Source organism: Ditibartonella apihabitans, assembly GCF_002007485.1.
Classification (GTDB): domain Bacteria; phylum Pseudomonadota; class Alphaproteobacteria; order Rhizobiales; family Rhizobiaceae; genus Bartonella; species Bartonella apihabitans.
This window is the reverse complement of the sequence record NZ_CP015820.1, coordinates 577,255-599,335: the sequence shown is the minus strand read 5'-3', so window position 1 is coordinate 599,335 and position 22,081 is coordinate 577,255. Positions and strand designations below refer to the sequence as shown.

25 protein-coding genes are annotated in these 22,081 nt (G+C 45.9%); 7 read left to right on the top strand and 18 right to left on the bottom strand.

The annotated features are described in order from the left end of the window. Positions 1–265 precede the first annotated feature (265 nt). The 18 genes from BBC0178_RS02705 to BBC0178_RS02615 all read right to left on the bottom strand — a co-directional run bounded on the left by BBC0178_RS02705 (position 266) and on the right by BBC0178_RS02615 (position 15,609). A complete protein-coding gene (locus BBC0178_RS02705) occupies positions 266–1,312 on the bottom strand; it encodes a flagellin N-terminal helical domain-containing protein (protein WP_078039121.1) in 1,047 nt (348 codons plus the stop codon). A 395-nt stretch (positions 1,313–1,707) separates the two neighbouring features. Beyond that, on the bottom strand, positions 1,708–2,793 hold the full coding sequence (locus tag BBC0178_RS02700) for a flagellin N-terminal helical domain-containing protein (protein WP_078039120.1): 1,086 nt from the start codon (positions 2,791–2,793) through the stop codon (positions 1,708–1,710). A gap of 399 nt (positions 2,794–3,192) precedes the next feature. Beyond that, complete coding sequence (locus BBC0178_RS02695; protein WP_078039119.1) at positions 3,193–4,260, bottom strand: flagellin N-terminal helical domain-containing protein; 1,068 nt, start codon at positions 4,258–4,260, stop codon at positions 3,193–3,195. 208 nt (positions 4,261–4,468) lie between these two features. After that, positions 4,469–5,239: a flagellar type III secretion system pore protein FliP gene (gene fliP / locus BBC0178_RS02690; protein ID WP_078039118.1), complete on the bottom strand. Its 771-nt coding sequence runs from the start codon at positions 5,237–5,239 to the stop codon at positions 4,469–4,471. After that, complete coding sequence (locus tag BBC0178_RS02685) at positions 5,236–5,730, bottom strand: flagellar basal body-associated FliL family protein (RefSeq protein WP_077970517.1); 495 nt, start codon at positions 5,728–5,730, stop codon at positions 5,236–5,238. The genes fliP and BBC0178_RS02685 overlap by 4 nt, the downstream gene beginning before the upstream one ends. Before the next feature lie 180 nt (positions 5,731–5,910). Then, positions 5,911–6,633: a flagellar basal body L-ring protein FlgH gene (flgH, locus tag BBC0178_RS02680; protein ID WP_077973435.1), complete on the bottom strand. Its 723-nt coding sequence runs from the start codon at positions 6,631–6,633 to the stop codon at positions 5,911–5,913. Positions 6,634–6,647: 14 nt separating this feature from the next. Further along, positions 6,648–7,247, bottom strand: coding sequence for a MotE family protein (locus BBC0178_RS12245; RefSeq protein WP_078039117.1), 600 nt, complete (start codon positions 7,245–7,247; stop codon positions 6,648–6,650). Continuing rightward, positions 7,244–8,488 (bottom strand): flagellar basal body P-ring protein FlgI, encoded by a 1,245-nt coding sequence (locus BBC0178_RS02670; protein WP_078039116.1) that lies wholly within the window; start codon positions 8,486–8,488, stop codon positions 7,244–7,246. The genes BBC0178_RS12245 and BBC0178_RS02670 overlap by 4 nt, the downstream gene beginning before the upstream one ends. After that, positions 8,485–8,946: a flagellar basal body P-ring formation chaperone FlgA gene (flgA, locus tag BBC0178_RS02665; RefSeq protein ID WP_077970511.1), complete on the bottom strand. Its 462-nt coding sequence runs from the start codon at positions 8,944–8,946 to the stop codon at positions 8,485–8,487. Before flgA ends, BBC0178_RS02670 begins: the two co-directional genes overlap by 4 nt. A 6-nt stretch (positions 8,947–8,952) precedes the next feature. Next, positions 8,953–9,750 (bottom strand): flagellar basal-body rod protein FlgG, encoded by a 798-nt coding sequence (flgG, locus tag BBC0178_RS02660; protein ID WP_077973434.1) that lies wholly within the window; start codon positions 9,748–9,750, stop codon positions 8,953–8,955. Between the two features lie 60 nt (positions 9,751–9,810). Then, positions 9,811–10,161, bottom strand: a complete 351-nt coding sequence (gene fliE, locus BBC0178_RS02655) for a flagellar hook-basal body complex protein FliE (RefSeq protein WP_077973433.1) — start codon at positions 10,159–10,161, stop codon at positions 9,811–9,813. A gap of 2 nt (positions 10,162–10,163) precedes the next feature. After that, positions 10,164–10,352, bottom strand: a complete 189-nt coding sequence (locus tag BBC0178_RS02650; protein WP_077970510.1) for a hypothetical protein — start codon at positions 10,350–10,352, stop codon at positions 10,164–10,166. 4 nt (positions 10,353–10,356) lie between these two features. Then, positions 10,357–10,776, bottom strand: a complete 420-nt coding sequence (gene flgC / locus BBC0178_RS02645) for a flagellar basal body rod protein FlgC (RefSeq protein WP_188317780.1) — start codon at positions 10,774–10,776, stop codon at positions 10,357–10,359. Beyond that, positions 10,776–11,162, bottom strand: coding sequence for a flagellar basal body rod protein FlgB (gene flgB, locus BBC0178_RS02640; protein ID WP_077970508.1), 387 nt, complete (start codon positions 11,160–11,162; stop codon positions 10,776–10,778). Before flgB ends, flgC begins: the two co-directional genes overlap by 1 nt. A gap of 443 nt (positions 11,163–11,605) precedes the next feature. Further along, complete coding sequence (locus BBC0178_RS02630; protein WP_078039114.1) at positions 11,606–12,520, bottom strand: hypothetical protein; 915 nt, start codon at positions 12,518–12,520, stop codon at positions 11,606–11,608. Between the two features lie 24 nt (positions 12,521–12,544). Continuing rightward, positions 12,545–13,924, bottom strand: a complete 1,380-nt coding sequence (gene fliI / locus BBC0178_RS02625; protein ID WP_077970506.1) for a flagellar protein export ATPase FliI — start codon at positions 13,922–13,924, stop codon at positions 12,545–12,547. A 59-nt stretch (positions 13,925–13,983) separates the two neighbouring features. Beyond that, entirely contained in the window at positions 13,984–14,724 is a 741-nt protein-coding gene (flgF, locus tag BBC0178_RS02620; protein WP_188317760.1) for a flagellar basal-body rod protein FlgF, read from the bottom strand. 84 nt (positions 14,725–14,808) lie between these two features. Further along, entirely contained in the window at positions 14,809–15,609 is an 801-nt protein-coding gene (locus BBC0178_RS02615) for a DUF1217 domain-containing protein (RefSeq protein ID WP_078039113.1), read from the bottom strand. A 288-nt stretch (positions 15,610–15,897) separates the two neighbouring features. Here BBC0178_RS02615 and motA point away from each other — a divergent pair, with 288 nt between their 5' ends. The 7 genes from motA (at position 15,898) to BBC0178_RS02580 (ending at position 21,554) form a co-directional block, all read left to right on the top strand. After that, on the top strand, positions 15,898–16,773 hold the full coding sequence (motA, locus tag BBC0178_RS02610) for a flagellar motor stator protein MotA (RefSeq protein WP_077970501.1): 876 nt from the start codon (positions 15,898–15,900) through the stop codon (positions 16,771–16,773). Positions 16,774–16,775: 2 nt separating this feature from the next. Further along, on the top strand, positions 16,776–17,798 hold the full coding sequence (locus tag BBC0178_RS02605; RefSeq protein ID WP_078039112.1) for a FliM/FliN family flagellar motor switch protein: 1,023 nt from the start codon (positions 16,776–16,778) through the stop codon (positions 17,796–17,798). Next, positions 17,776–18,249, top strand: a complete 474-nt coding sequence (locus tag BBC0178_RS02600) for a BAB2_0123 family type IV secretion system effector (RefSeq protein ID WP_225867953.1) — start codon at positions 17,776–17,778, stop codon at positions 18,247–18,249. Before BBC0178_RS02605 ends, BBC0178_RS02600 begins: the two co-directional genes overlap by 23 nt. 128 nt (positions 18,250–18,377) lie before the next feature. Further along, a complete protein-coding gene (gene fliN / locus BBC0178_RS12300; protein WP_370541273.1) occupies positions 18,378–18,818 on the top strand; it encodes a flagellar motor switch protein FliN in 441 nt (146 codons plus the stop codon). A 27-nt stretch (positions 18,819–18,845) separates the two neighbouring features. Next, positions 18,846–20,006, top strand: coding sequence for a flagellar motor switch protein FliG (locus BBC0178_RS02590; protein WP_078039111.1), 1,161 nt, complete (start codon positions 18,846–18,848; stop codon positions 20,004–20,006). Between the two features lie 6 nt (positions 20,007–20,012). Beyond that, positions 20,013–21,083, top strand: coding sequence for a flagellar biosynthesis protein FlhB (gene flhB / locus BBC0178_RS02585; protein WP_077970493.1), 1,071 nt, complete (start codon positions 20,013–20,015; stop codon positions 21,081–21,083). Between the two features lie 45 nt (positions 21,084–21,128). Continuing rightward, positions 21,129–21,554: a hypothetical protein gene (locus BBC0178_RS02580; RefSeq protein WP_077970491.1), complete on the top strand. Its 426-nt coding sequence runs from the start codon at positions 21,129–21,131 to the stop codon at positions 21,552–21,554. Positions 21,555–22,081 lie beyond the last annotated feature (527 nt).

Sequence of the window (22,081 nt, the reverse complement as noted above, 5' to 3'; positions counted from 1 at the left end):
GCCTGTCATTCTGACTGCGTTTTCCGATCTATCTGTTCTTTTTGAAGCTTAACGATGAATAGATCGCAAAACAGGCCTGATATTACATTCCGGAATAAATGTTAAAATTATAATCAATAAGTGCTTATGCCACCGGCAAAAAAGCGTGTAAGAAAAACAGAATGCAAGAAGTCTATTCAAGAAAAAGGCCGTGTCGGAAACGCGGCCTTTTTTAATTGATAGAGCAACTCCGGTTGCATTTGCAACCGGAAAAGCATGATTGCCATTATTGACGGAACAGCGACAAGATGTTCTGGCTGTTCTGGTTGGCAATCGACAAAGCCTGAATGCCCAATTGCTGTTGAACCTGCAAAGAAGCAAGGCGGGCAGATTCTGCATTCATATCGGCATCAACCAGTGAACCGACACCTTTATCAACGGCATCCATCAACTTGCTGACATAGTCGATCTGGCCTGTAACCTGCGCTTTCGCAGCACCAAGTGTTGCACCAGCGGTAACAACAGCAGACGTTGCACCTGTGACTTTGCTCTGAACACCTTTCAGGATGAACTCCATCGTAGCCGCATCAACATCCGTAAAATCCGCCTTTACGAAGTCATTAACCGTTATTTTGTCAGTGATGTCGGTAATGTCTTTTAGCTTTCCTGAATTATCTGCAGTAGGGTCGGCAGCTACTGCTTGGTTATAGGTACTAACTGCTGCCTTGAGGTCTGTCAAATTAATGCCATCTGTAGTTTCAGCAAAAACATTTTTCAAGACGCCTTTGGTCAAATCGAATGTACCATTAGCACCCTTGGTTGCAAAATTAAGGTCAGCACCGCCAACGTCGATCATATCGACATAAACATTCGAGCCTTCACGACGATAGGAACCGGCAATACGGACTGACTCACCACCATTACCAAGAATGTTCTTTTCAGCCAAAGATGCCGAATAAACAGCGGACTGGATATCATTCATATTGGCTTTGATATCAGCCTGAATCTTCTTGATATCGCCTGAGCCTTTTTGATAGGCAGTGGTCAAAGATTTCTGAATGTTATCAAGATATTCTTTCGATTTATCAATGGTTGCGTTAGCAACATCAATCTGGCTTTTACCCAAAGCCATTGCATCGGAAACAGAACTTAATGCATTACGGTCGGATTTCATCATGGATGAAATTGACCAATAAGCGGTGTTGTCTGATGCTTCGTTAATGCGCAAGCCCGTCGAAACACGGCGCTGCGTTTGATCCATACTATCGCCAATAGAACGCAGAGTTTGCAAAGCATTCATAGCGGATTGGTTGGTAAGTAGACTTGTACCCATAATAGTTGTCCCTTCGGATCATATAAGTTTAACGGGGACATGCTGGCCAACCAGCGGGTGACAGAGCGGCATCATGCCTATTAGACTTTCAGGTTTTCTTCACCCCCCTAACCTGTCACGTCTTATATATACTATATATATGTCTGGTTGTAAATAATATTTTCCAATTAAAAACAATACCGTTCTCACGATCAACTGCTGAACCTTTACGTTATTGTTTTTATTCATATTTTTACACTAAATTTTGTTATATTCTTTTCAAGAATATCTGATTATTCGACAATAAACATAAAAACATATGAGGCAAATATAAAAATGGCCGCGTTTCTAACGCGGCCTGTTTATTTAATAGAGCAACTCCGGTTGCATTTGCAACCGGAAGAGCATGATTGCCATTATTGACGGAACAGCGACAAGATGTTCTGGCTGTTCTGGTTGGCAATCGACAAAGCCTGAATGCCCAATTGCTGTTGAACCTGCAAAGAAGCAAGGCGGGCAGATTCTGCATTCATATCGGCATCAACCAGTGAACCGACACCTTTATCAACGGCATCCATCAACTTGCTGACATAGTCGATCTGGCCTGTAACCTGTGCTTTTGCAGCACCAAGTGTTGCACCAGCAGTCACAACATTGGACGTTGCAGTCGTGACTTTGCCCTGAACAGCTTTCAGGATGTACTCCATCGTTTCCGCATCCGCAGACGAAAGATCTGTGTTTACGAAGTCATTAACCGTTATGTTGTTAGTGATATTGGTAATACCTTTTAGAGCGTCTGCTTTTGTTGCATCTGTAGCATCGGGATTAGCTAATGCTGTTTTATATTCTCCAATTTTTGTCTTGAGGGCTTCTAAATCAATAGCAGGTTTGGGCTGATGAGTAGCCTCGTCTGTACCATTATCGGTTTTCGCAAAAATGTCCTTCAGCGCGCCTTTGGTCAAATCGAATGTACCATCTGCGCCCTTGATTGCAAAGTTGAGTTCTTTACCGCCAACATCGATCATATCGACATAAACATTCGAGCCTTCACGACGATAGGAACCGGCAATACGGACTGACTCGCCACCATTACCAAGAATGTTCTTTTCAGCCAAAGATGCCGAATAAACAGCGGACTGGATATCATTCATATTGGCTTTGATATCAGCCTGAATCTTCTTGATATCGCCTGAGCCTTTTTGATAGGCCGTGGTCAAAGATTTCTGGATGTTATCAAGATATTCTTTCGATTTATCAATGGTTGCGTTAGCAACATCAATCTGGCTTTTACCCAAAGCCATCGCATCGGAAACAGAACTTAATGCGTTACGGTCGGACTTCATCATGGATGAAATTGACCAATAAGCAGTGTTGTCGGATGCTTCGTTAATGCGCAAGCCTGTTGAAACACGGCGCTGCGTTGTGTCCATACTATCGCCAATAGAACGCAGCGTTTGCAAAGCATTCATAGCGGATTGGTTGGTAAGTAGACTTGTACCCATAATAGTTGTCCCTTCGGATTAGAATTTAACAGGGACATGCTGGCCAACCAGCGGGTAACAGAGCGGCATCATGCCTATCAGTTTTATCGGTATTCTTTCAAATACACCACTAACCTGTCACGCTTTATAATATACGTTATAATGGTTTAAATGTAAATATACTTTATAAAAAATAATATCGATTTTATTTTTATTTATGTTTTACATTTATCATTATGATTTTATTACGCTTTTTAAGAAAATGATAATGTTTTAGTTAGCCGGCTTATGTTTTTATTTTCGCTACATCCTGCAATAAATATCAAATGGCCATAAAAAAAGGCCGCGTAAATGACGCGGCCTTTTTAAATTAATAGAGCAACTCCGGTTGCATTTGCAACCGGAAGAGCATTATTGCCATTATTGACGGAACAGCGACAAGATGTTCTGGCTGTTCTGGTTTGCAATTGACAAAGCCTGAATGCCCAATTGCTGTTGAACCTGCAAAGAAGCAAGGCGGGCAGATTCTGCATTCATATCGGCATCAACCAGTGAACCGACACCTTTATCAACGGCATCCATCAACTTGCTGACATAGTCGATCTGGCCTGTAACCTGTGCTTTCGCAGCACCAAGTGTTGCACCAGCAGTCACAACATTAGATGTTGCATTCGTAACTTTGCCCTGAACAGTTTTCAGAACCTGTTCCATCGTTGCCGACGAAACTTTACTGAAATCGGCATCAACAAAATCCTGAACGGTCATATCCTTGACAGCATTAGTAATGGCGTCTTGAGCATCTGTTACGCCTTTCTTATCATCTTCAGTGGCAGTATCACCTTTTGATGCAAGGGCAGCCTGAGCTTTTTGAAGATCATCGTCCAATTTCGCAAAATCCGGTGCAGTTTCTGCTTTACCAAAAACGTCTTTCAAGACGCCTTTGGTCAAATCGAACGTACCATCAGCTTGTTTTGTTGCAAAGTTAAGGTCAGCACCACCAACGTCGATCATATCGACATAAACATTCGAGCCTTCACGACGATAGGAACCGGCAATACGGACTGACTCGCCGCCATTACCAAGAATGTTCTTTTCAGCCAAAGATGCCGAATAAACAGCGGACTGAATATCATTCATATTGGCTTTGATATCAGCCTGAATCTTTGCAACATCACCTGAACCTTTTTCATAGGCAGTGGTCAAAGATTTCTGGATGTTATCAAGATAATCTTTCGATTTATCAATGGTTGCGTTAGCAACATCAATCTGGCTTTTACCCAAAGCCATCGCATCGGAAACAGAACTTAATGCATTACGGTCAGACTTCATCATAGATGAAATTGACCAATAAGCGGTGTTGTCGGATGCTTCGTTAATGCGCAAGCCCGTTGAAACACGGCGCTGCGTTATGTCCATGTTATCACCAATTGAACGCAATGTTTGCAAAGCATTCATAGCGGATTGGTTGGTAAGTAGACTTGTACCCATAATAATTGTCCCTTCGGATTAGAATTTAACAGGGACATGCTGGCCAACCAGCGGGTGAAAGAACGGCATCATGCCTATTAGCTACAACCGGTTTTCTTTGTGAAGACCTCGCTAACCTTTCACGACTCTTATTTAGTCGGCTTACTAACGTATGTAAAGGTTTTTTAGAAAAAAATTTTTTCAAAAATATGTTAATTAGTTTTTTCGTCTAATTAAATGAGCGTATCAAACTTCCTACCAGCAAATTCCACCCGTCGATCAAAACAAAAAACAGAATTTTGAAAGGCAGGGATATAACGGTTGGCGGCAGCATCATCATGCCCATAGACATTGTCAAAGTTGCAACGACAAGGTCGATAACCAGAAAGGGCAAGACAATGAGAAAACCGATTTCGAAACCGCGCCGCAATTCGGAAATCATAAAGGCAGGCACAAGAACACGGTAATCGACCTGTTCACCGGAGCCAACCTGAAACGAGGGGTCTGCCAGATCGACAAAAAGATCAAGATCCTTTTCCCGCACCTGACTGAGCATGAATTCACGAAATGGCTGGCCAATGCGTTCTGCCGCTTGTTGTTCGCTAATCTCGTTATTCATAAGCGGTTGAACGCCGCCGGTCCACGCCTGATTGAAGGTCGGAGCCATAACATAGAATGTCATGAACAATGCGAGCGAAATCATGACCAGATTGGAGGGAGCTGTTTGCAAACCGAGGCCGGAACGCAAGAGGGAAAACGCAATGGCAAAGCGGGTGAAGCTTGTTACCATTATGAGCAACCCCGGAGCCACGGAAAGTACCGTTAACAAACCGAAAAGTTGGACAATCCGCCCGCTTATCGAACCCCCCGCCTTCGGCAGCAGATTTGACAGCGCCCCGCCGCCTGATGCTTGTGCTGCTGCGGCATTGGTTTCCTGCGCAAAGGCACTGTCAACGCCCAAAAGCAATATAAAAAATGCCAGCAGGAAAAGGCGTTTCATTGCTCGACCACCAGACTAGAAATCAGAACATTGGTCACTTTGCCCTGTGAACGGGTACGCGCCCGATCAACTAGATCTTCCCGCAGATTCATAAGTCCGGAAGCTCCTTTGATTTGCGCAATCGTGCTATTTCGCAAATAAGCCAAAAAATCATTTGAAATTTCAGCAGCAACAGAAGGAGAAAGCACTTCACCGGGTTGTGATACGAGAGAACATTCAATACGGATCCAGGCGTTATTGGGCGCAGCCATATTGGTAAGAATAGGATTTAAAATGGTAACACTACTATTTGACGCGATCGTGTCGGCATTTTTCTGGGCCTCGGTTTTTACCGGCTCTGGCGGAGGAGCAATTTCCTTACCGATTTGTGTTCCCAAAAACCAGCCGCCGCCAGCAGCAACCAAAGTTAAAATAACACCGGCAAGAAGCAGTGCTTTGAAACCGCCAGCCTTTTTTCCTTTTCCGTCACCTTTTTCAGGCTCTCCTGCCATAAAAACCTCTTAATTTAAAGTTCAAGGCATTTATGCCCTTTTTTCCGTTTTATCAGTATTCTATCAGAGAATAGATGAATAAACCTTAAAGTGGCAAGCTTTCAAGTCCTTATACAGAACTTGAATAAAGGGAGCCTGTTGAAGATGAAGCTCCCTTTATTATCATATCTACCAATTCTATCAGAATGGCGATATCTGGTTCATAATCTGCTGGCCATAAGGCGGTTGCTGGATCTCGCTCATGCGACCACGCCCACCATAGGAAATGCGGGCTTCAGCGATTTTATTGTATTCGATCGTGTTGTTACCGGTAATATCACGCGGGCGTACAACGCCAGCAACATTCAGAACACGCAATTCGTAGTTGACGCGAACTTCCTGCGAACCGTTGATAACCAGATTGCCATTCGGCAATACATCTGTAACAACTGCTGCAACCGACAATTTGATGTCTTCCTTACGCTCAACCTTCGCATCACCCTTCGAGTGGGCGGTTGAATCACCATTCACGCTACCACTGTTTTTACCTATCAGCGGGTAAGTTGCGCCTAACGTATATTTGCCATTGGCATCACGTTTCAGATCACTCTTGTTATTCAAATTGGCGCGGTCATTGATCGAAATCTGGACAGTTAATACGTCCCCCGGTTTCATCGCACGCGGGTCGCGGTAAAAGCTGTTCGACGATGAACGGTAAAGCGAATATTTGCTTTCTTTCGGTTTTGTCGGATAAATATCGGGGTTCATCGAGGGAGCATAGCCGAGATCTGCCCGAACCGGTGAAAAATCCGGCACCGAGTTAAAATCTTTTGTATTGTAAGAACAGCCAGAAAGCGCAACCGTTGCCAGAACGACACTGATAAGCGCGACTCTTGATTTACGGGTGTCTAAAACGTTTTTCATTTGTTTAACTTTCATCATTGGCCTGCTTTTACAGACTTAGGTGCCGGCTTGTTTTCCGGCGGAAGTTTTTGTGCACTCACCAGAACTTTGGTGAGGTTGGCCGATTTTTCCGGTGGCAATTCATTCATAATGGCACTCGAAACACGCGGCGTCAGTTTCAACATAATGGCGGCTGCGGCAAAATCATCAACCAGCGCCAATTGGGCAGCAGCAGCATCAGGGCGCATTTTGGAAATGATATTGACCAATGAATCCTGAGCTTTTGCCAAAAATTCGTTACGTTTGTTCAGCCAGTTCTCGTATTCCTGACGTTTTTCTTCCAGAACCTTGATGCGATCATCGATCTGCATGCGTAATTGCTGCAATTGCTGACTCTGTAGTTCGAAGCGGGCATCTGCCGCCTGACTGTCAATATTGCCGCAGAATTTTTCAATTTCATCCTGCGAGGCATTGGCAGAGGGAAGTGTACGCTGCGGCGAAGGAGCCGAAGGAATGGTGGATGATTTGTTCGGGCTTGAAGTCGCAGCACCTTTTTGTGCAAAAGCGTTATTCATGAGCCCGCACAGCGGAACCAATCCCAGAATTGCCAGAACTTTACGCCGAGATCCGATCATTGAACCACAAGCTCCGCATGAAGTGCACCGGACGTTTTAATCGCCTGAAGGATGGCGATGATACCGGTGGGCTTGACACCGATCTGGTTCAACCCTTTTACCAAATTATCCAGATCGGTTCCGCCGAGAATACCTATATTGGACGTTTGTTCATTTGCATCGACGGCTGTTTGTGGAAGGACTACAGTGTCTCCCGTTTCACTGAACGGCTCGGGTTGTGACGCATAAGGCGTTTCGGTAACGCGAACAGTCAAACTGCCATGCGAAATTGCAACACGCGAAACACGGACCTTTTCACCGATAACAACAGTACCTGTACGTTCATCAACAACAACACGGGCAACTTCGTCTGTCGGAATGGGAAGCCCCTCGATTTCGGCAATGAAACGGGCTGCCGAAATACTTGCCGGTTTTTTCAAAACAACCGTTTTTGCATCACGTTCTTTTGCAACGCTTTGATGATAGCGTTTATTGGCAAAAACATTGACCAGGTCAGCAACGCGGATAGCTGTCGAAAAATCCGGATTATGCAATTCCAGAACAATATCGGCATCGCGGTTGAAATTGCCTTCGACTTTACGCTCGACCAGAGCGCCATTCGGAATACGACCGGAGGTCGGAACCCCTTGCGTTACAGATTCTGCGGCACCTTGTGCAGCAAAACCGGAAATGATCATATTACCTTGTGCAACAGCATAGGTTTCGCCATCTGCACCAAGAAGCGGTGTCATAACCAGCGTACCACCCTGTAAGGACTTTGCATCACCCAGTGATGAAACACTGACATCAATTCTTGAACCCGGCGTTGCAAAAGGTGGAATATCGGCGGTAACAATAACCGCGGCAATGTTATTTGCACGCGAAGCACCAGCCGGCGGGCTAATTCCGAGATTATCCAACATGGCACGTAAAGATTGTTCTGTAAAAGGTGAATTACGTAACGAATCGCCTGTGCCGTTAAGACCGATAACCAAACCGTAGCCGACGAGCTGGTTTTCACGGACGCCCTGAATTTCAGCAATATCTTTCAATCTTGCAACAACTCCGGGGCGTGAAAGGTCGGAATAGCGCATCTTTGCCGGATCACCGCCCGAACCGAGCCATGAAGCATCGGATGCTGCTTCGGAATTGAAATGGCGTACATTGCGGCCACCTTCATCGGCAAATGCGGGCATAACACCCATCAATAAAGCCGCAACAATTCCTAACGAACGACCAATCCTTAACGAACAACCAATCATTGCCCACCTACCCTGACGCTGCCGTCAGACAAGACCGTACCGCTTACAATACGACCGGAATCGACATTGCGAACCTTGATAAAATCACCTGCACTGCCGGGTTCCATCGAAACGCCCGAAGCGGTTATTACCAAATCACCGGCATTGAAAACCAGTTTTGTAGATTGACCACGTTCAATCAGAACCGGATCTCCCAAAGAAGATAACGAGATCGGCCGGCCGGCTGGCAATGTACGTTTAGCAACCTTGTTCAAAGCCTGCTTGACATCGGTTACATATAAAGGAGCCGCATCAACCTTGATGTAAAACATCCTTTCACTAAGACCGACATTGCTTACAGGCTGTCCGGCATAGACTGTCGTGGTCGGAACGAGAAAGCCTATCCTATCCGCATAGGCTTGCGTTATCGACGCTGTCGACAACAATAAACCTGCAATAAGGAGAGAAAGCTTTTTCATTTTAAATTACCTTAAGTTCTTCGAAACAACTGCCGACATTTCATCTGCGGCCTGAATAACTTTCGAATTCATTTCATAAGCACGTTGAGCCGCGATCAATTCGGTAATTTCTTTCACCGGATCAACGTTCGAAGCTTCAAGATAGCCCTGCATGATCGTTCCATAGTTTTCTTCACCCGGATTACCCGCAATAGGTGCACCCGAAGCCTGTGTCTCACGAAAAAGATTGTCACCAACCGGCTCGAGGCCTGCTTCATTGGTAAAATTGATCATGTTGAGACGACCGGCTTCAACCGGAGCAGCATCGGCATCCGGCTGATAGGTTACGCGACCATCTGCACTCACTGTAATAATGCCGTTTTTGCCGAGTTCGTTCGGAACAGTAATAACCGGCTGGACGAGATTGCCATCAAGGGTGACAACCTGTCCGTTTTCGTTCAGGTTGAATGCACCCGAACGGGTATAAAACGTGTTGCCATTCGGATCCTGAATTTCAAAATAACCTCGTCCACGGATCGCCAAATCAAGCGAGTTGGTTGTCTGAACGAACGAACCCTGCATATTGTTTTTGCGAACGGCAGCAGTACGAACACCAAGACCGACAATGGCACCTTCCGGAATAGTTGCTTCATTCATCATATTCGGGACGCCAACAGCGCGATCTGTCGTGTACATAAGATCACTGAATTCGGCGCGGGAGCGTTTATAACCAGTGGTGTTGATGTTTGCGATGTTGTTTGCAATCACATCAAGATTGGTCTGCTGGGCGTTCATACCGGTGGCCGCAATTGATAAAGATCTCATAACCATTGGACTTTTCCCTTTATTTCTTTCATTTGCTCAAGTGTTACCCGAACCAACCGGTTAAATTTGCATACGACTAACTTCGAGATAGGCCTGAACGATCTTGTCTCTGATGGCAATCGCTGTGTTCAATGAACGTTCGGCATCCATTACCGAATTGACAACTTCACGAACCGACACGTCGCCACCTTCCATTTTTTGCATTGAAAGGCTTTCGGCCTTTTCAAGATTGTTTCCGACGGCGCCGCTAACTTCAGCGAGTACCTGATCGAAACTAGGACTTTTTACACCCTGAGCCTGACCTGTAGCTTGCGTGTCTAATGAAGTTGTCTGGCTGGCATTAGAGCCGTATGATTGCCCCAACCTTTCAAGAGCGGCACGTGTTGTTGCTGATGTTAACGACTGTATCATCATCAAATCCCCGTCATTTTCAGTGCACTTGCAAGCAAATGTGCAGAGCGGCAGATAACTTCGAGATTGGCTTTATAGCTACTTTCATCGCTAATCTTTATAGTCTGGCCTTTGATATTGATCTCATTATTACTCAATTGTTCTTCAAGCTTCGAAAGATTTTCATCTTTATTTATAATTATGGTTTTCAACTTATTAACCTCTCAGCAGGTCAATTGTCTGGGATACGAGATCCCGGGCCTGACGAATAACTTGTAGATTTGCTTCATAAGACCGGTTTGCTTCACGCATATCTGCCATTTCAACGATTGCATTCACATTCGGATATTTCACATAACCATTAGCATCGGCGGCCGGATGACCCGGTTCATATTTGACAATGTAAGGTGATTTATCCGTGGAAATACGGGCAATTTCTACGCCTTGAGCTTCGGCATAAGGATTAAGAGCGGCCTCGAAACTGACTGTCTTGCGTTGATAGGGATTTGCTGCGGCAGTATCTCCTGTCGAATTCGCATTGGCCATATTTTCAGCAATAATACGAAGGCGGGTTGATTGGGCTGCAAGCCCTGTTGTTGCGACCCGGCCGGCTGCAACGAGTGGATCAGACATGATCACGATCCTCCTTTAACGGTAGCCATCATCATTCGATGAAAGGCTTTTACGATAACGGTATTGAGTGACATTTGCTGGCCGATTTCACCACCTTTACGCATTTCTTCTTCCAGATTGACATTATTTCCGGAATGGGTGGTTTCAATCGTATCTTCAGGCCGCATTGCATGGGATTCCATGCCATTATCCGTGACATCCATGTGCTTACTGTTTGTTACAGCCATTGCCATGGTATCATTGTTGAGAATTGCAGCGAAGTCTTTTACGTCACGCGCTTTGTATCCGGGAGTATTAACGTTAGCAACGTTACTCGCGACAGTCTTTTGGCGCGTTGCCAACCAGTCTGCTTGTTTATTTGCTATATCGAAAAGATTTACCGGACCCATTGTCGTATACTCTATTGAACAGAATAAACAATAGGCCCTTAAACTTGCGCGAGACTTGCGTTTGAAATGTTTTTTAAAAAATATAAATATATAAAATATTTCAATGAGTTATCATAAAAACAAAAGCTGTTTTTAAGAATCCGGTGGCGCTAAAGCAATGAATTTTGTCAATCTTCACCCAAAAACTTCATCTAACACATTTCATTTACCGGATCGCTCTCTTCATATATCGGATAGCGCCCTCAAGCGCATTTTAAATTCTGAAAGGAAACCCAAGAATAGAACAAAACGGAAGAACCAGCGCCATCTTACCGAAAAGGTCTTCCCTTCAAATGACTTACCTAACAGTTTCGGCAAAATATGGCTTTTGTGATAATTTGTGCTTCTCAAGGCTTCACATTCAATTTATTGATTGACCGGCAATTTATTGATTGACCGGCAACTTATTGATTGACCGGAATTATTCCTTTCGAGGTCTTGAGAGCAACTTTACCGGTTTCGCTATCTTTCATAACACGGACATAATAACTTCCATCAGGAAGTTTGCTGCCCGGTCTGGCGAACCAATACCCCTGATCATATTCTATCATTGCCATTCCATTGACAACGTCTTTGACAACATAGGGTTTCGACTTTGGAGCTGTCGGTTTCAAGCTTCCGTCCGTCTTGTCAGGATTTTCGCTTTTTGGAAGCCCCCGTCCGTTTGACATAATCGCTTTCTTTGAATCATAGTCACGCGTGGCATAAGGATCGACGCGATCGACAAGTTCGAAATGCGAGCGCTTGTACCAGCCATCATGAGGTTTGAATGTACCTACCGCTGCCGGCTTATTGTCGGATGCACCTGCCCCGCCCTGTCCACCAATCTGGAACGCATAAACAACAAATGGCAAACTGCCGCAGCCAATTGCCATAGCAACCCCCATGGCGCGCAACATGGAATCAACAGAACTGAAAATTCCAAAAAACACACCTGTCGATGAACTTGCTGCCGAATTTGCAAATGTGAATGCCTGCAGCCCTGCTACACCGGCAGATATTGCCGCAACCACTCTCTTGAAAACACCAATATGCTTTTTGTCCTCAGCAACTCCATTTGTGCTGGCGCCGATTGGCGAAAGCTCGTCGGGATTACGCCAGGATAAAAACCACTGGCCTTTATTTTTTTCCCTATTATTCTGGTTTACTCGATCAGTTTCAATATTTTCGAGATCAGACAACAGTTTTGCCAATTCTTGTTCCGTGGCATCGCTGCGTTTTTTATTGGCCAGATTTTTCATCCTGAAACCACTGAACTTTTGATAGGTTTCGCTACCAAAGCCCGGAAAGGATGAACCAAAATTTGTAATATCAGTCATGATTGAAATTCTCCTGCGCCGTTTTTAGGCCGACTGATTTTTCAGGGCTTTGGCAAGATCATCATAAGGATCGCGGGGAACCGGCGTATCCGGTGACTGGTTCATAGCATCATAAATTCTCGGCACCATAACCACCGCCTGATCAAGAACCGGATCCGATCCGGGACGGTAGGCACCCATAGCACGTAGATCGCGCGTTTCTTCATAGCGTGAAATCATCTCTTTCAAACTTCTTACGAGCTTTTTTTGTTCGGGAGTCCAGCTATGCGGTGCCAAACGGGAAATTGAAGCCGGAATATCAATTGCCGGATAGCGGCCCTGTGCTGCTATTGCTCTGTCGAGCACAATATGTCCGTCAAGAATACCGCGAATAGCATCAGCGATCGGATCATTATGGTCGTCACCATCAACAAGAACCGCGTAAACGCCGGTAATTGACCCTTTTCCTTCCGGCCCCGGACCGGCGCGTTCCAACAAACGCGGCAGATCGCTGAACACACTTGGCGGGAAACCGCGGGAAACCGGTGGTTCACCAGCCGCAATTGCCACCTCGCGGGCAGCCAGCGCATAACGGGTAATGGAATCGACCATCAATAATACATTGTCACCCAAGGAACAAAAATATTCGGCAATTGTCGTTGCCATAGCCGGCGCTAACCGGCGCATCATCGGACTCTCGTCTCCTGTCGCAACGACTGTGACAACTTTGGATAGCTTTCCCTTCATCGTATCGTCAAGCATATCGCGAACTTCACGACCACGTTCTCCGGTCAATGCCAAGACCACTGTGTCGAAATCATCGGTTGAGGTCATCATTGCCAATAATGTTGATTTACCAACACCGGAACCGGCAAAAATACCGATACGCTGGCCGAAACAGAGCGGCGTAAATATATCAATAACTTTAACGCCTGTGCGCAATCCTTTACCGACCCGTGCCCTTTTAAGGGCTGGTACAGCCTGCGTTTCAACCGGCATTTTTCCGGGCCCTGTAGCAACAGGCCCCAAATCGTCAATGGCCTCTCCCAATGCATTGACCACCCGACCTTTCCATGATTTGTCGGGAGAAACGAGCAAAGGCCCGTTTGCAAATACAGATGCATTAAGCGCCGGAACAAGAGTTTCATCGTAAGGCTTGATCAACACATGATCTTCATTCACACGAATGATTTCTCCGCGCGCCATGTTGTGTCCGCAATCGATCAGGACACTATCACCAAGCGCAACATCATCGGAAAGCCCGCGTGCTTCGACAGCAACGCGCGAAACATCACTCACCAAACCGCCTTTGCTGACCAAAGGCGACTGTTGACGTTTTTCATGTTCGGCAAAAGCAACGAGCAAAGACAAGGCATTCGTACGGGAGATACCAAGATCACTATTTTCTTCCGGGCTCTGTTCCATAAAATTTTTCCACAAAAATGATAATCTCAAGCGGCTGAAATTTCAGTCCTGATTATCTGTTATTGGTTTTTACCACCCAAAGTCTGAATTGCCTGCGAACTTCTTTCTTCCTGCTGACGCATCATCGCTTCAACACGCTCAAAAGCTCTTGAAACTTCGATAAGACGGGTCATCTCGACAACACCATTGACATTGGAGTTTTCCAGAAAACCCTGTACAACGCCGTTTGCCGCATCACCTTGAACCGGAATAGGTGCCTTGTCGGGAATTACGGAAGCATTGGGGCCATAATGCAATTTGCTGTCGGGCTGGAATTGATAAAGACCGATAGCTGCTACCTGCAAATTATTCTGATAAATTGCACCGTCGGCAGCAATGCGCGGGGTGCCGTTTGCGGGATCAATCTGTATGGGTGCACCACCATTATCCAGAAACGGATATCCCTGAACCGATACGAGCCCACCTTCCTGGGTCATAACCATACGCCCGTCACGGGTATAGACCTGACCATTCGGCGTTTGTAGTGAAAAATAGGAATCGCCATTAACGGCGACATCAAGAGGATTGCCGGTTTGCGTAACCGGCCCACGATTGGTCGAGATATAAGTTTTTCCGGCGCTACTAAAATTAACGTTCTGGTTATTGTCGCGGGCAACAGGGGAAACAAGAGATTCAAACTTCATCTCTTCCGACCGGAAACCTGTTGTGTTTACATTGGCCATATTACGCGCAATGGTTTCCATGCGCCTTTCTAAACTGATTTGCCCCGAAACACCAACATAGATCGGATTTTGCATCAATCTTTGTCCTTTCTTGCCCAGACAGTGTCACGACGTCTGGCTTCCAATGAGGCGGACAAAAGATCAACGCAAAAAGCGCTATGATCAATTGCCGCCCGGTTTAAGCGACTGCATTGCAATCATCGAGGCATTCGAAAAACCGAATGTGCTCCCCGTATTTGTGCTCTGCAGAAGAGTTAATGCAGGACTTACCTGCGGTTGGTTTTTGGCGTCATACATCGCCGAAAACCGACCAATGAATTTTTCCAATTTTGTCGCGTCAGCCAGATCATCAAAGCTCATTTTCTGTTCGAGAAGTCGTTTTTGCGCGTCGACATCGGAACCGCGCACGCTGTCGGGAATACCAAGAGCCGTATAGACAACCTCTGAAAGTGCTTTATCCGCAATGATCTGGTAAGCCCACTCATCTTTTGACAAGCTGCCATTTTTAGCCATGCCACCAACAGTACGCGTAAAATAAAGTGCAAGACGCGTACCTTCATTCTGGTCACCCACTTCTGTTTCCAGTGTCTGCTGCATGTATTTATTGACTGCAGCTTTTGTTGCACTGTCCTGAGAAGTGGCCTTAACTCCATATTTGTTGAAGTTGAAAGCAGCGGCAAATTGTTGGTAGCGCTTGTCTGTAAGAGCTGTGGCATAATTCGCGTCGGTTAAAACCTTGCGCATCATGCCTTTTGCATAGGTCATATCCTCAAGGCCATAAGCCTTCATCGCATAATTGAAAAGGCGCGTATCACCAAGAAAATCGTCAACTGTTTTTACGCTTTTTATGTTCTGAGTGTAATAGTCTGTTTCGCGCTTGACATTGGGTTCACTCATAACCCTGTCAAGCGTCTTTGACATATTATCAATTGTACTTCTATAGCTGACATAAGTGCCAATCATAGGATTACCTTTCCTCAGTAATTGTTATGTAGCGGATGAAACTTGCCCGAAACTGAATTCACCGTTACAACAGCTCATGACTGTTTTGTTGTCGTCATCATATTTATTATGGATAATAGCATAACAGTCATTATAAATATAATATAATATCAAGAATGTCTGTTTTTTAGCGTTCTGGCAAGAAACTTGCGATAATGTCATGACTGAATTATAGATTTTGATCTGGCAAGTTTCACGCAAGGCCATCATTCTATAGATTAGTTGACTTAAGACATAGGAGCGTTTGCGTTGGGTGTTATTCTCGGATTAGCGATTGCACTTGGCTGTATCCTCGGAAGCTTTATGGCAATGGGGGGGCATGTATCTGTTCTTATGCAGCCTTGGGAATTTGTGATCATTCTAGGTGCTGCATTCGGCACATTTATTATTGCCAACCCTTTTTCTGTTATAAAAGACACGATGAAAGCCACCTTGGAGGCAATGAAAGAAGCTGTTCCCAAACAAAAGGACTATCTTTCATTACTCGGCCTTCTCTATGCCTTGATGCGCGAAATGCGTTCAAAATCACGTTCGGAAGTTGAAGGCCATTTCGATAATCCGAAAGAATCTGCCATTTTTCAACAATATCCGACAATATTGAAAGATGACTCAATCACCAATTTTATTTGTGATTACTGCCGTCTTATACTTGTCGGAAATGCCCGTCCTTTCGAAATCGAGGCTTTGATGGATGAGGAAATCCATACCATTTCACAGGATGCGCTCAAATCCGCTTCGGCCTTACAAACAGTAGCCGATGCTTTGCCTGCTCTTGGTATTGTTGCGGCCGTTCTCGGTGTTGTTAAGGCGATGGGCCATCTGAATGAATCACCTGAGGTTTTGGGGCATTATATCGGTGCAGCTTTGGTCGGTACTTTTGGCGGTATTTTCTTTGCTTATGCCGTGTTTGCTCCGATTGCGTCGAAAATCAAACTTGTTCGTGGCAAGAAAACCCGTATTTATACCGTGATAAAACAGACACTTCTGGCTTACATGAATGGTGCAATGCCACAAATTGCCCTTGAATATGGACGCAAAACGATTTCTGCAAAAGACCGTCCGACAATTGACGTGGTCGAGCAGGAAGCTATTTCCGGCCAACCTTCAAGTAAAGAGGCTGCATAAAGATGTCGGAAGCAACCCCTGACAACACGACTAAAAATGCCACAACAAGTGACCAAAAACCCGCCGCTTCTGCCGCAAGCAACGCTGCCGGCGAAACAGTGGAAGAAAAGAAAAAAGATGTTTTGGCCGAGCATATTTTGCGTGCTGCCGGGCTGTCGAGCGACGACCTTATGTCGTTTCAACATGTATTTGGCGATGCTGCAACAAATTTAAGCGCAAGGTTGGCGCAATATACGTCTGCTACATTCACCATAGAAGTTAAATCGCTCGACACTTTGAAAGCCGACGCATTACCCCAAATTATCTCGGGGGATACGCTGGTTGTCAGGTTCGAAGCAGACCAGTGGGGTGGTGACGTATTGTTTGTTCTGGATGCAAATCTTGTAAGCGTTGTAACAGACGCCTTTTTCGGAGCACCCGAACCGGCGATTCTCAACCGCAATGGTCGGCCGTTCAGTGCCGTTGAAACGCGGACAGGTGAGACATTGGCCAAAGTTTTATCTCTGGCAATGGATGATGTTTTCGGGAAGGGTGACGGGACGCTTTTTAACTATAAAGAAACGACGGATGCGCAACAATTCGACATGGAAGAGTTCCAGCAATTAAGGATGTTTTCCTGTGTCCTTTCGTTCAAATCCGGAGAGGTCGAAACAACCCTTACTCTGCTTATGCCGAGAAGTTGTCACCGGCCGATCCAGGAGGCCGTTACCAGAGTTTTGCGGGCACCTTCGACGCGAACCGATCCGTTATGGGCCAAGCGTTTGCGTCAGGAAGTCAGCCGGGCTCATGTAGCGATTGAAGCTTATATCATTGAAGGCTCGATGACCTTGAATGATTTGATGCATATCGAAGTAGGACAAGTCCTGCCATTACCGGCAAATGCCGTTAAGCAGGTAAGATTGCGCAGCGGCGACAAACCGCTTTACAAATGCTCTTTGGGCAAAGTGGGATCGAATTTTTCTGTACGGGTTACCGACCCGATTGATGAAGAAGAGGAAATGTATGATGAACTGGTTCATAATTAATATTATAGGTGCCGTCCTTGCGATGACATCTGTCGGTGTATTTGTCATTACATCACGCAAATTGGCCAGTACCATTCGTCTCGGGCGTCAATTGGCCGAACAGGTTCATGCTGCAACATCAAGCCTTGATCGCGCTGTCAGGGCGCTCAGAGAAGAACATCAGGATTTTCGGGACGAGAACAAGAAACTTGATGCACGCATCACCGAGTCATCACGGATCCGCCGCGAAGTTGATCGCTCGGTTGCCCATATGGAAACAATCCGCAATCAGTTGCAAGGAGATTTTAACCGTCTTCGTGGTATATTGACTGCCCAGTCGCATGGACCCACAACAAATTCTGCCCCGACAACCCATTCGGTTAATCAGCAAACAATGCAGAATAACGGTCTGCCGGTTTTTGTCCAACGCAGAGTTCATAAATCGGATCTTGGCAACAGAGTACAATTTTAATCGCAAACGGCCTTGGGCCGTAATGAAACGGTGAAATAATGGCAGACGATACGAAACCGACAACGACCCCGCCTCCGATGGGAGCCAAGCCGACTATGCCACCACGTCCGGGAACAGCTGGCACTGCAATGCCAGGCGGTTTCAAACCGAACGCTCCGGCAGGCGGCGCAGCACCATTTGGTGGTGCCAATCCGGGCAATACAGGTCAATTCGGAGCCAATCCACAAAAGCCGGCAGGAGCCGGTTTTGGTGGAGGCGCCGCCTTTGGCGCAAACGCCGCCAAACACAATACCCAGGCACAGCCAAGCGAATCTGCAAGTTCCGCAAGTAATGCCGATCTTATCATGAGTATTCCTGTCGAGGTTCAGGTTGTTCTGGGCGGTACCACAATGCCGGTTGCAACATTGATGGATCTCGGACGTGGAGCGGTTATCACACTTGACAAACAAATCGGCGACCCGGTCGACATTGTCGTCAATGGACGGGTCATCGCGCGCGGTGAAGTCATCGTCATGGAAGATGATTCATCCCGTTTCGGGGTAAGCTTGACGGAAATCATCGGCAAATAACTTTTTAAATATATTTGAAAGACAGTTATGGCGTCATCGGAACAGGAAAATCCATCAGCAAAAGAGGGACCTGCCGCCCCAACGGTGGCAGCAAGGAAAACTTCGTCCTCGATTATCGACGGCCTGACCGGACAACAGAAAGTTGCTGCCCTTCTCGTCGCTATGGGTAAACCTGCAGCGGCAAAAATACTCAAGCATTTTTCGCCTGATGATCTTCGCCGTTTGAGTGGACAAGCCCATACGCTTCCCAATATCAGTCTTGCCGATTTCGATGTTCTGGTGCACCAGTTCGAAGATGCCTTTGCCGAAGGTGTATCTTTTTCGCAAGCCGGCGAGCGTTTTGACAATCTCGTTCAGGAAACACTTCCCGAAGACGAAGCTGCGGCTGTGCTTGATCCGAATGCAACGCCCGCTATTCCCGAGGAAAGCCTGTGGGAGATCATGGGCAAAATGTCTGCAGAAGAATTGCAGGACCACATCTCGCAGGAACATCCGCAAGTCATCGCCTATATTGTTTCGAAACTTCCTTCCGATCTTTCTGCAAAATTGCTGCTTCTCCAGACCATGGCCGAACGCGGAGATATTATTTACCGCACGCTACATTTACGTGCCGTTCTACCGGTTGTCGACGAACTTCTCGATAAAGCTTTACGACCCGTTCTGATGAAGAAAAACGAAGCTGCCGAACAGTCACATTATGGCGAGGTGGCGAACATTCTCAATCAGCTCGACAAGAGCGAAATCGACGAGATGTTGGCAAGTCTTGATGGCCTTGATCCGGAAGATCTCGAAAAAATCAAATCGAAACTTTTTGTCTTCGAAGATATTCCTCGTCTTTCGTCGCGTGCACGTTTGTTGCTTTTCGATGACATTCCGTCGGATGTTATCATCACTGCTTTACGGAACGCTGATAGTGCAACGGTCGAGACTATTCTCAGCTCGTTATCACAGCGTAGCCGCCGCATGGTGGAAGCCGAACTGAAATCACCGAACGACATGATAACACAAGCCGACATTACAAATGCCCGTCGCACGATTGCGCAACAGGCAATTAAACTTGCAGGGGAAGGCAAAATCAGCCTGGCAGCCGATGAGTCGGCAGATCAGGCTGGTGGTGATGCAAAATCGGAAAATAATGCCACTCCTCCGGCTGATGAAGCCAAGGGGGAGGAAAAGCCGAAAGAATGATAATAAATGGCTGAGGACAAACCCGACAAGGAAAGTCAGACCGAAGAACCGACCGAGCACAAAATAAGCAAGGCCGAAGAAAAAGGTAATCTTCCTTTTTCACGGGAATTGCCTACTTTTGCCGGCCTTGTCGGCTATAGCATGATTGCCATTTTTATCGCTTTTCCTGCAATGTCCAAGCTTTCGAATTTCCTCGTACAATGGATCGAGCGCCCCGAAAGCTGGCGTCTCAATGGTGCCGAAGACGTTAAACATTTGCTGCTTTTGGTGGGAGGCCATGTCGGACTTGCTCTCGTCCCGATACTTGTGATCATTCCCGTTATCGGCATTGCAGCTTCGATGGTGCAGAATACACCGCGCATTGTCGGCGAACGAATTCGACCACAATTTTCCCGTATTTCTCCGGCTGCCGGATTCAGTCGTATTTTCGGCAAATCCGGTTTTGTCGAATTTTTAAAATCGTTGGCAAAGCTGATAGGTGTGAGCCTCATAGTCTATTTGTCTTTTTTCAAAGGCAATACGGTCTTTACGGACGCTTTAGGAACCGTTGCCTCGGCTTTGCCGGAATATATACGTTCGGAAGTTGCCCGACTTTTAATCTCTTTTTCTGTAGCTGTTGTTGCAATTGCCGCGTTTGACTTTGCGTGGTCGCGGTTTAACTGGCGGCGTCAATTGCGTATGACAAAACAGGAACTGAAAGATGAACAAAAAGAAATCGAAGGTAACCCGATGGTCAAAGCGCGTATGCGTTCACTCGCACGCGATCGCATTCGTCGACAAATGATGGCGAATGTTCCAAAAGCCACAGTTATCGTTGCCAACCCGACCCATTTTTCCGTTGCGCTACGCTATAAGCCACCGGTCGATTTTGCTCCTGTGGTCATCGCCAAGGGACAGGATATTCTGGCTTTGCGCATCAGGGAGATTGCTGTCGAACACGACATACCCGTTATTGAAAACATACCGCTTGCCCGCGCCCTTTATAAACAGGTTGAAGTCAATCAGGTTATACCGCAAGAGTTTTATCAAGCCGTAGCGGAATTGATCCGCTATATTAACAGTCAGAAAATACATTAAACAAACTAATGCAGCCCTTATCTTTTATAGTTGTTGTGAAATAAAATGAATCAAGATGACGTACACGAAATGCGCGAAATGATGATCGCAAAACAAGTCGCGCGAATTATTCCCGAACTGAAACTGGTCGATCCGGCCGATTTTATCGTTTTTATCCATGACGAACATTTTGCCAATATCAGCGACATCATCGACGCTGCAACAGAACTTCATTTCTATCCACATACAGTGCGCTTTGCCAATGGTGGCAATTATCAACTTGATTGGAATACTCCGCCGACGATTACGCTGGACATGGAATTTTCAAATGATGGTGTAACAGCATATTTCCACATTATTATGTCGCCCGAAGGCTTCGGCATAGAGCTTGACAATGTTGTCTTCGAAAACCCGCAGGATGATGAAGCCGATACAAGACAGTTGATCGATGCTTTGAACAATGCACGGCTGAGAAAATCTGCAAACAAATAAGTCTAATTTTTTTACGTGACTAAAAGGCGCCGTTCATGCCCTTTTAGTCTCCCTCTATCAAAAATGACTTATGCTAACATAGCAAATAACATCACGTTCACATTTCCGCCGTCCGCAATTGCCAATTGCGGGCTTGCTTTTTCGTTCCAGATTTTTCGGATTCCCATTCCATTTTTAATGTCATTCATTGTCGAATATTGATGCTGTCTACAAACTTCTATGATAAACCGAGTACCTTCTTTGCGATTGCTTTTGTCAGCCGGCTAACAGAATAAAAAATATTAACAAGAGAAAAGAACGTAAAAGAGATCAGAGATTGGTTGTCGCATTGGTGAGAAACCAATCAAAGTGCCAAAAGAATATTGATGAGATTGAATACCGATGCATTGCAATCGGATTTCAGTTTTCTTTGCTAGTTAATCAGACTAATGGCATTACTATTAATGCCCTGATATTTCATTTTTTTGAAATGTTAACGCCCTCTCCACTCATTCATTTCGAACGGAGTGAAAAAATAATTGGCATCA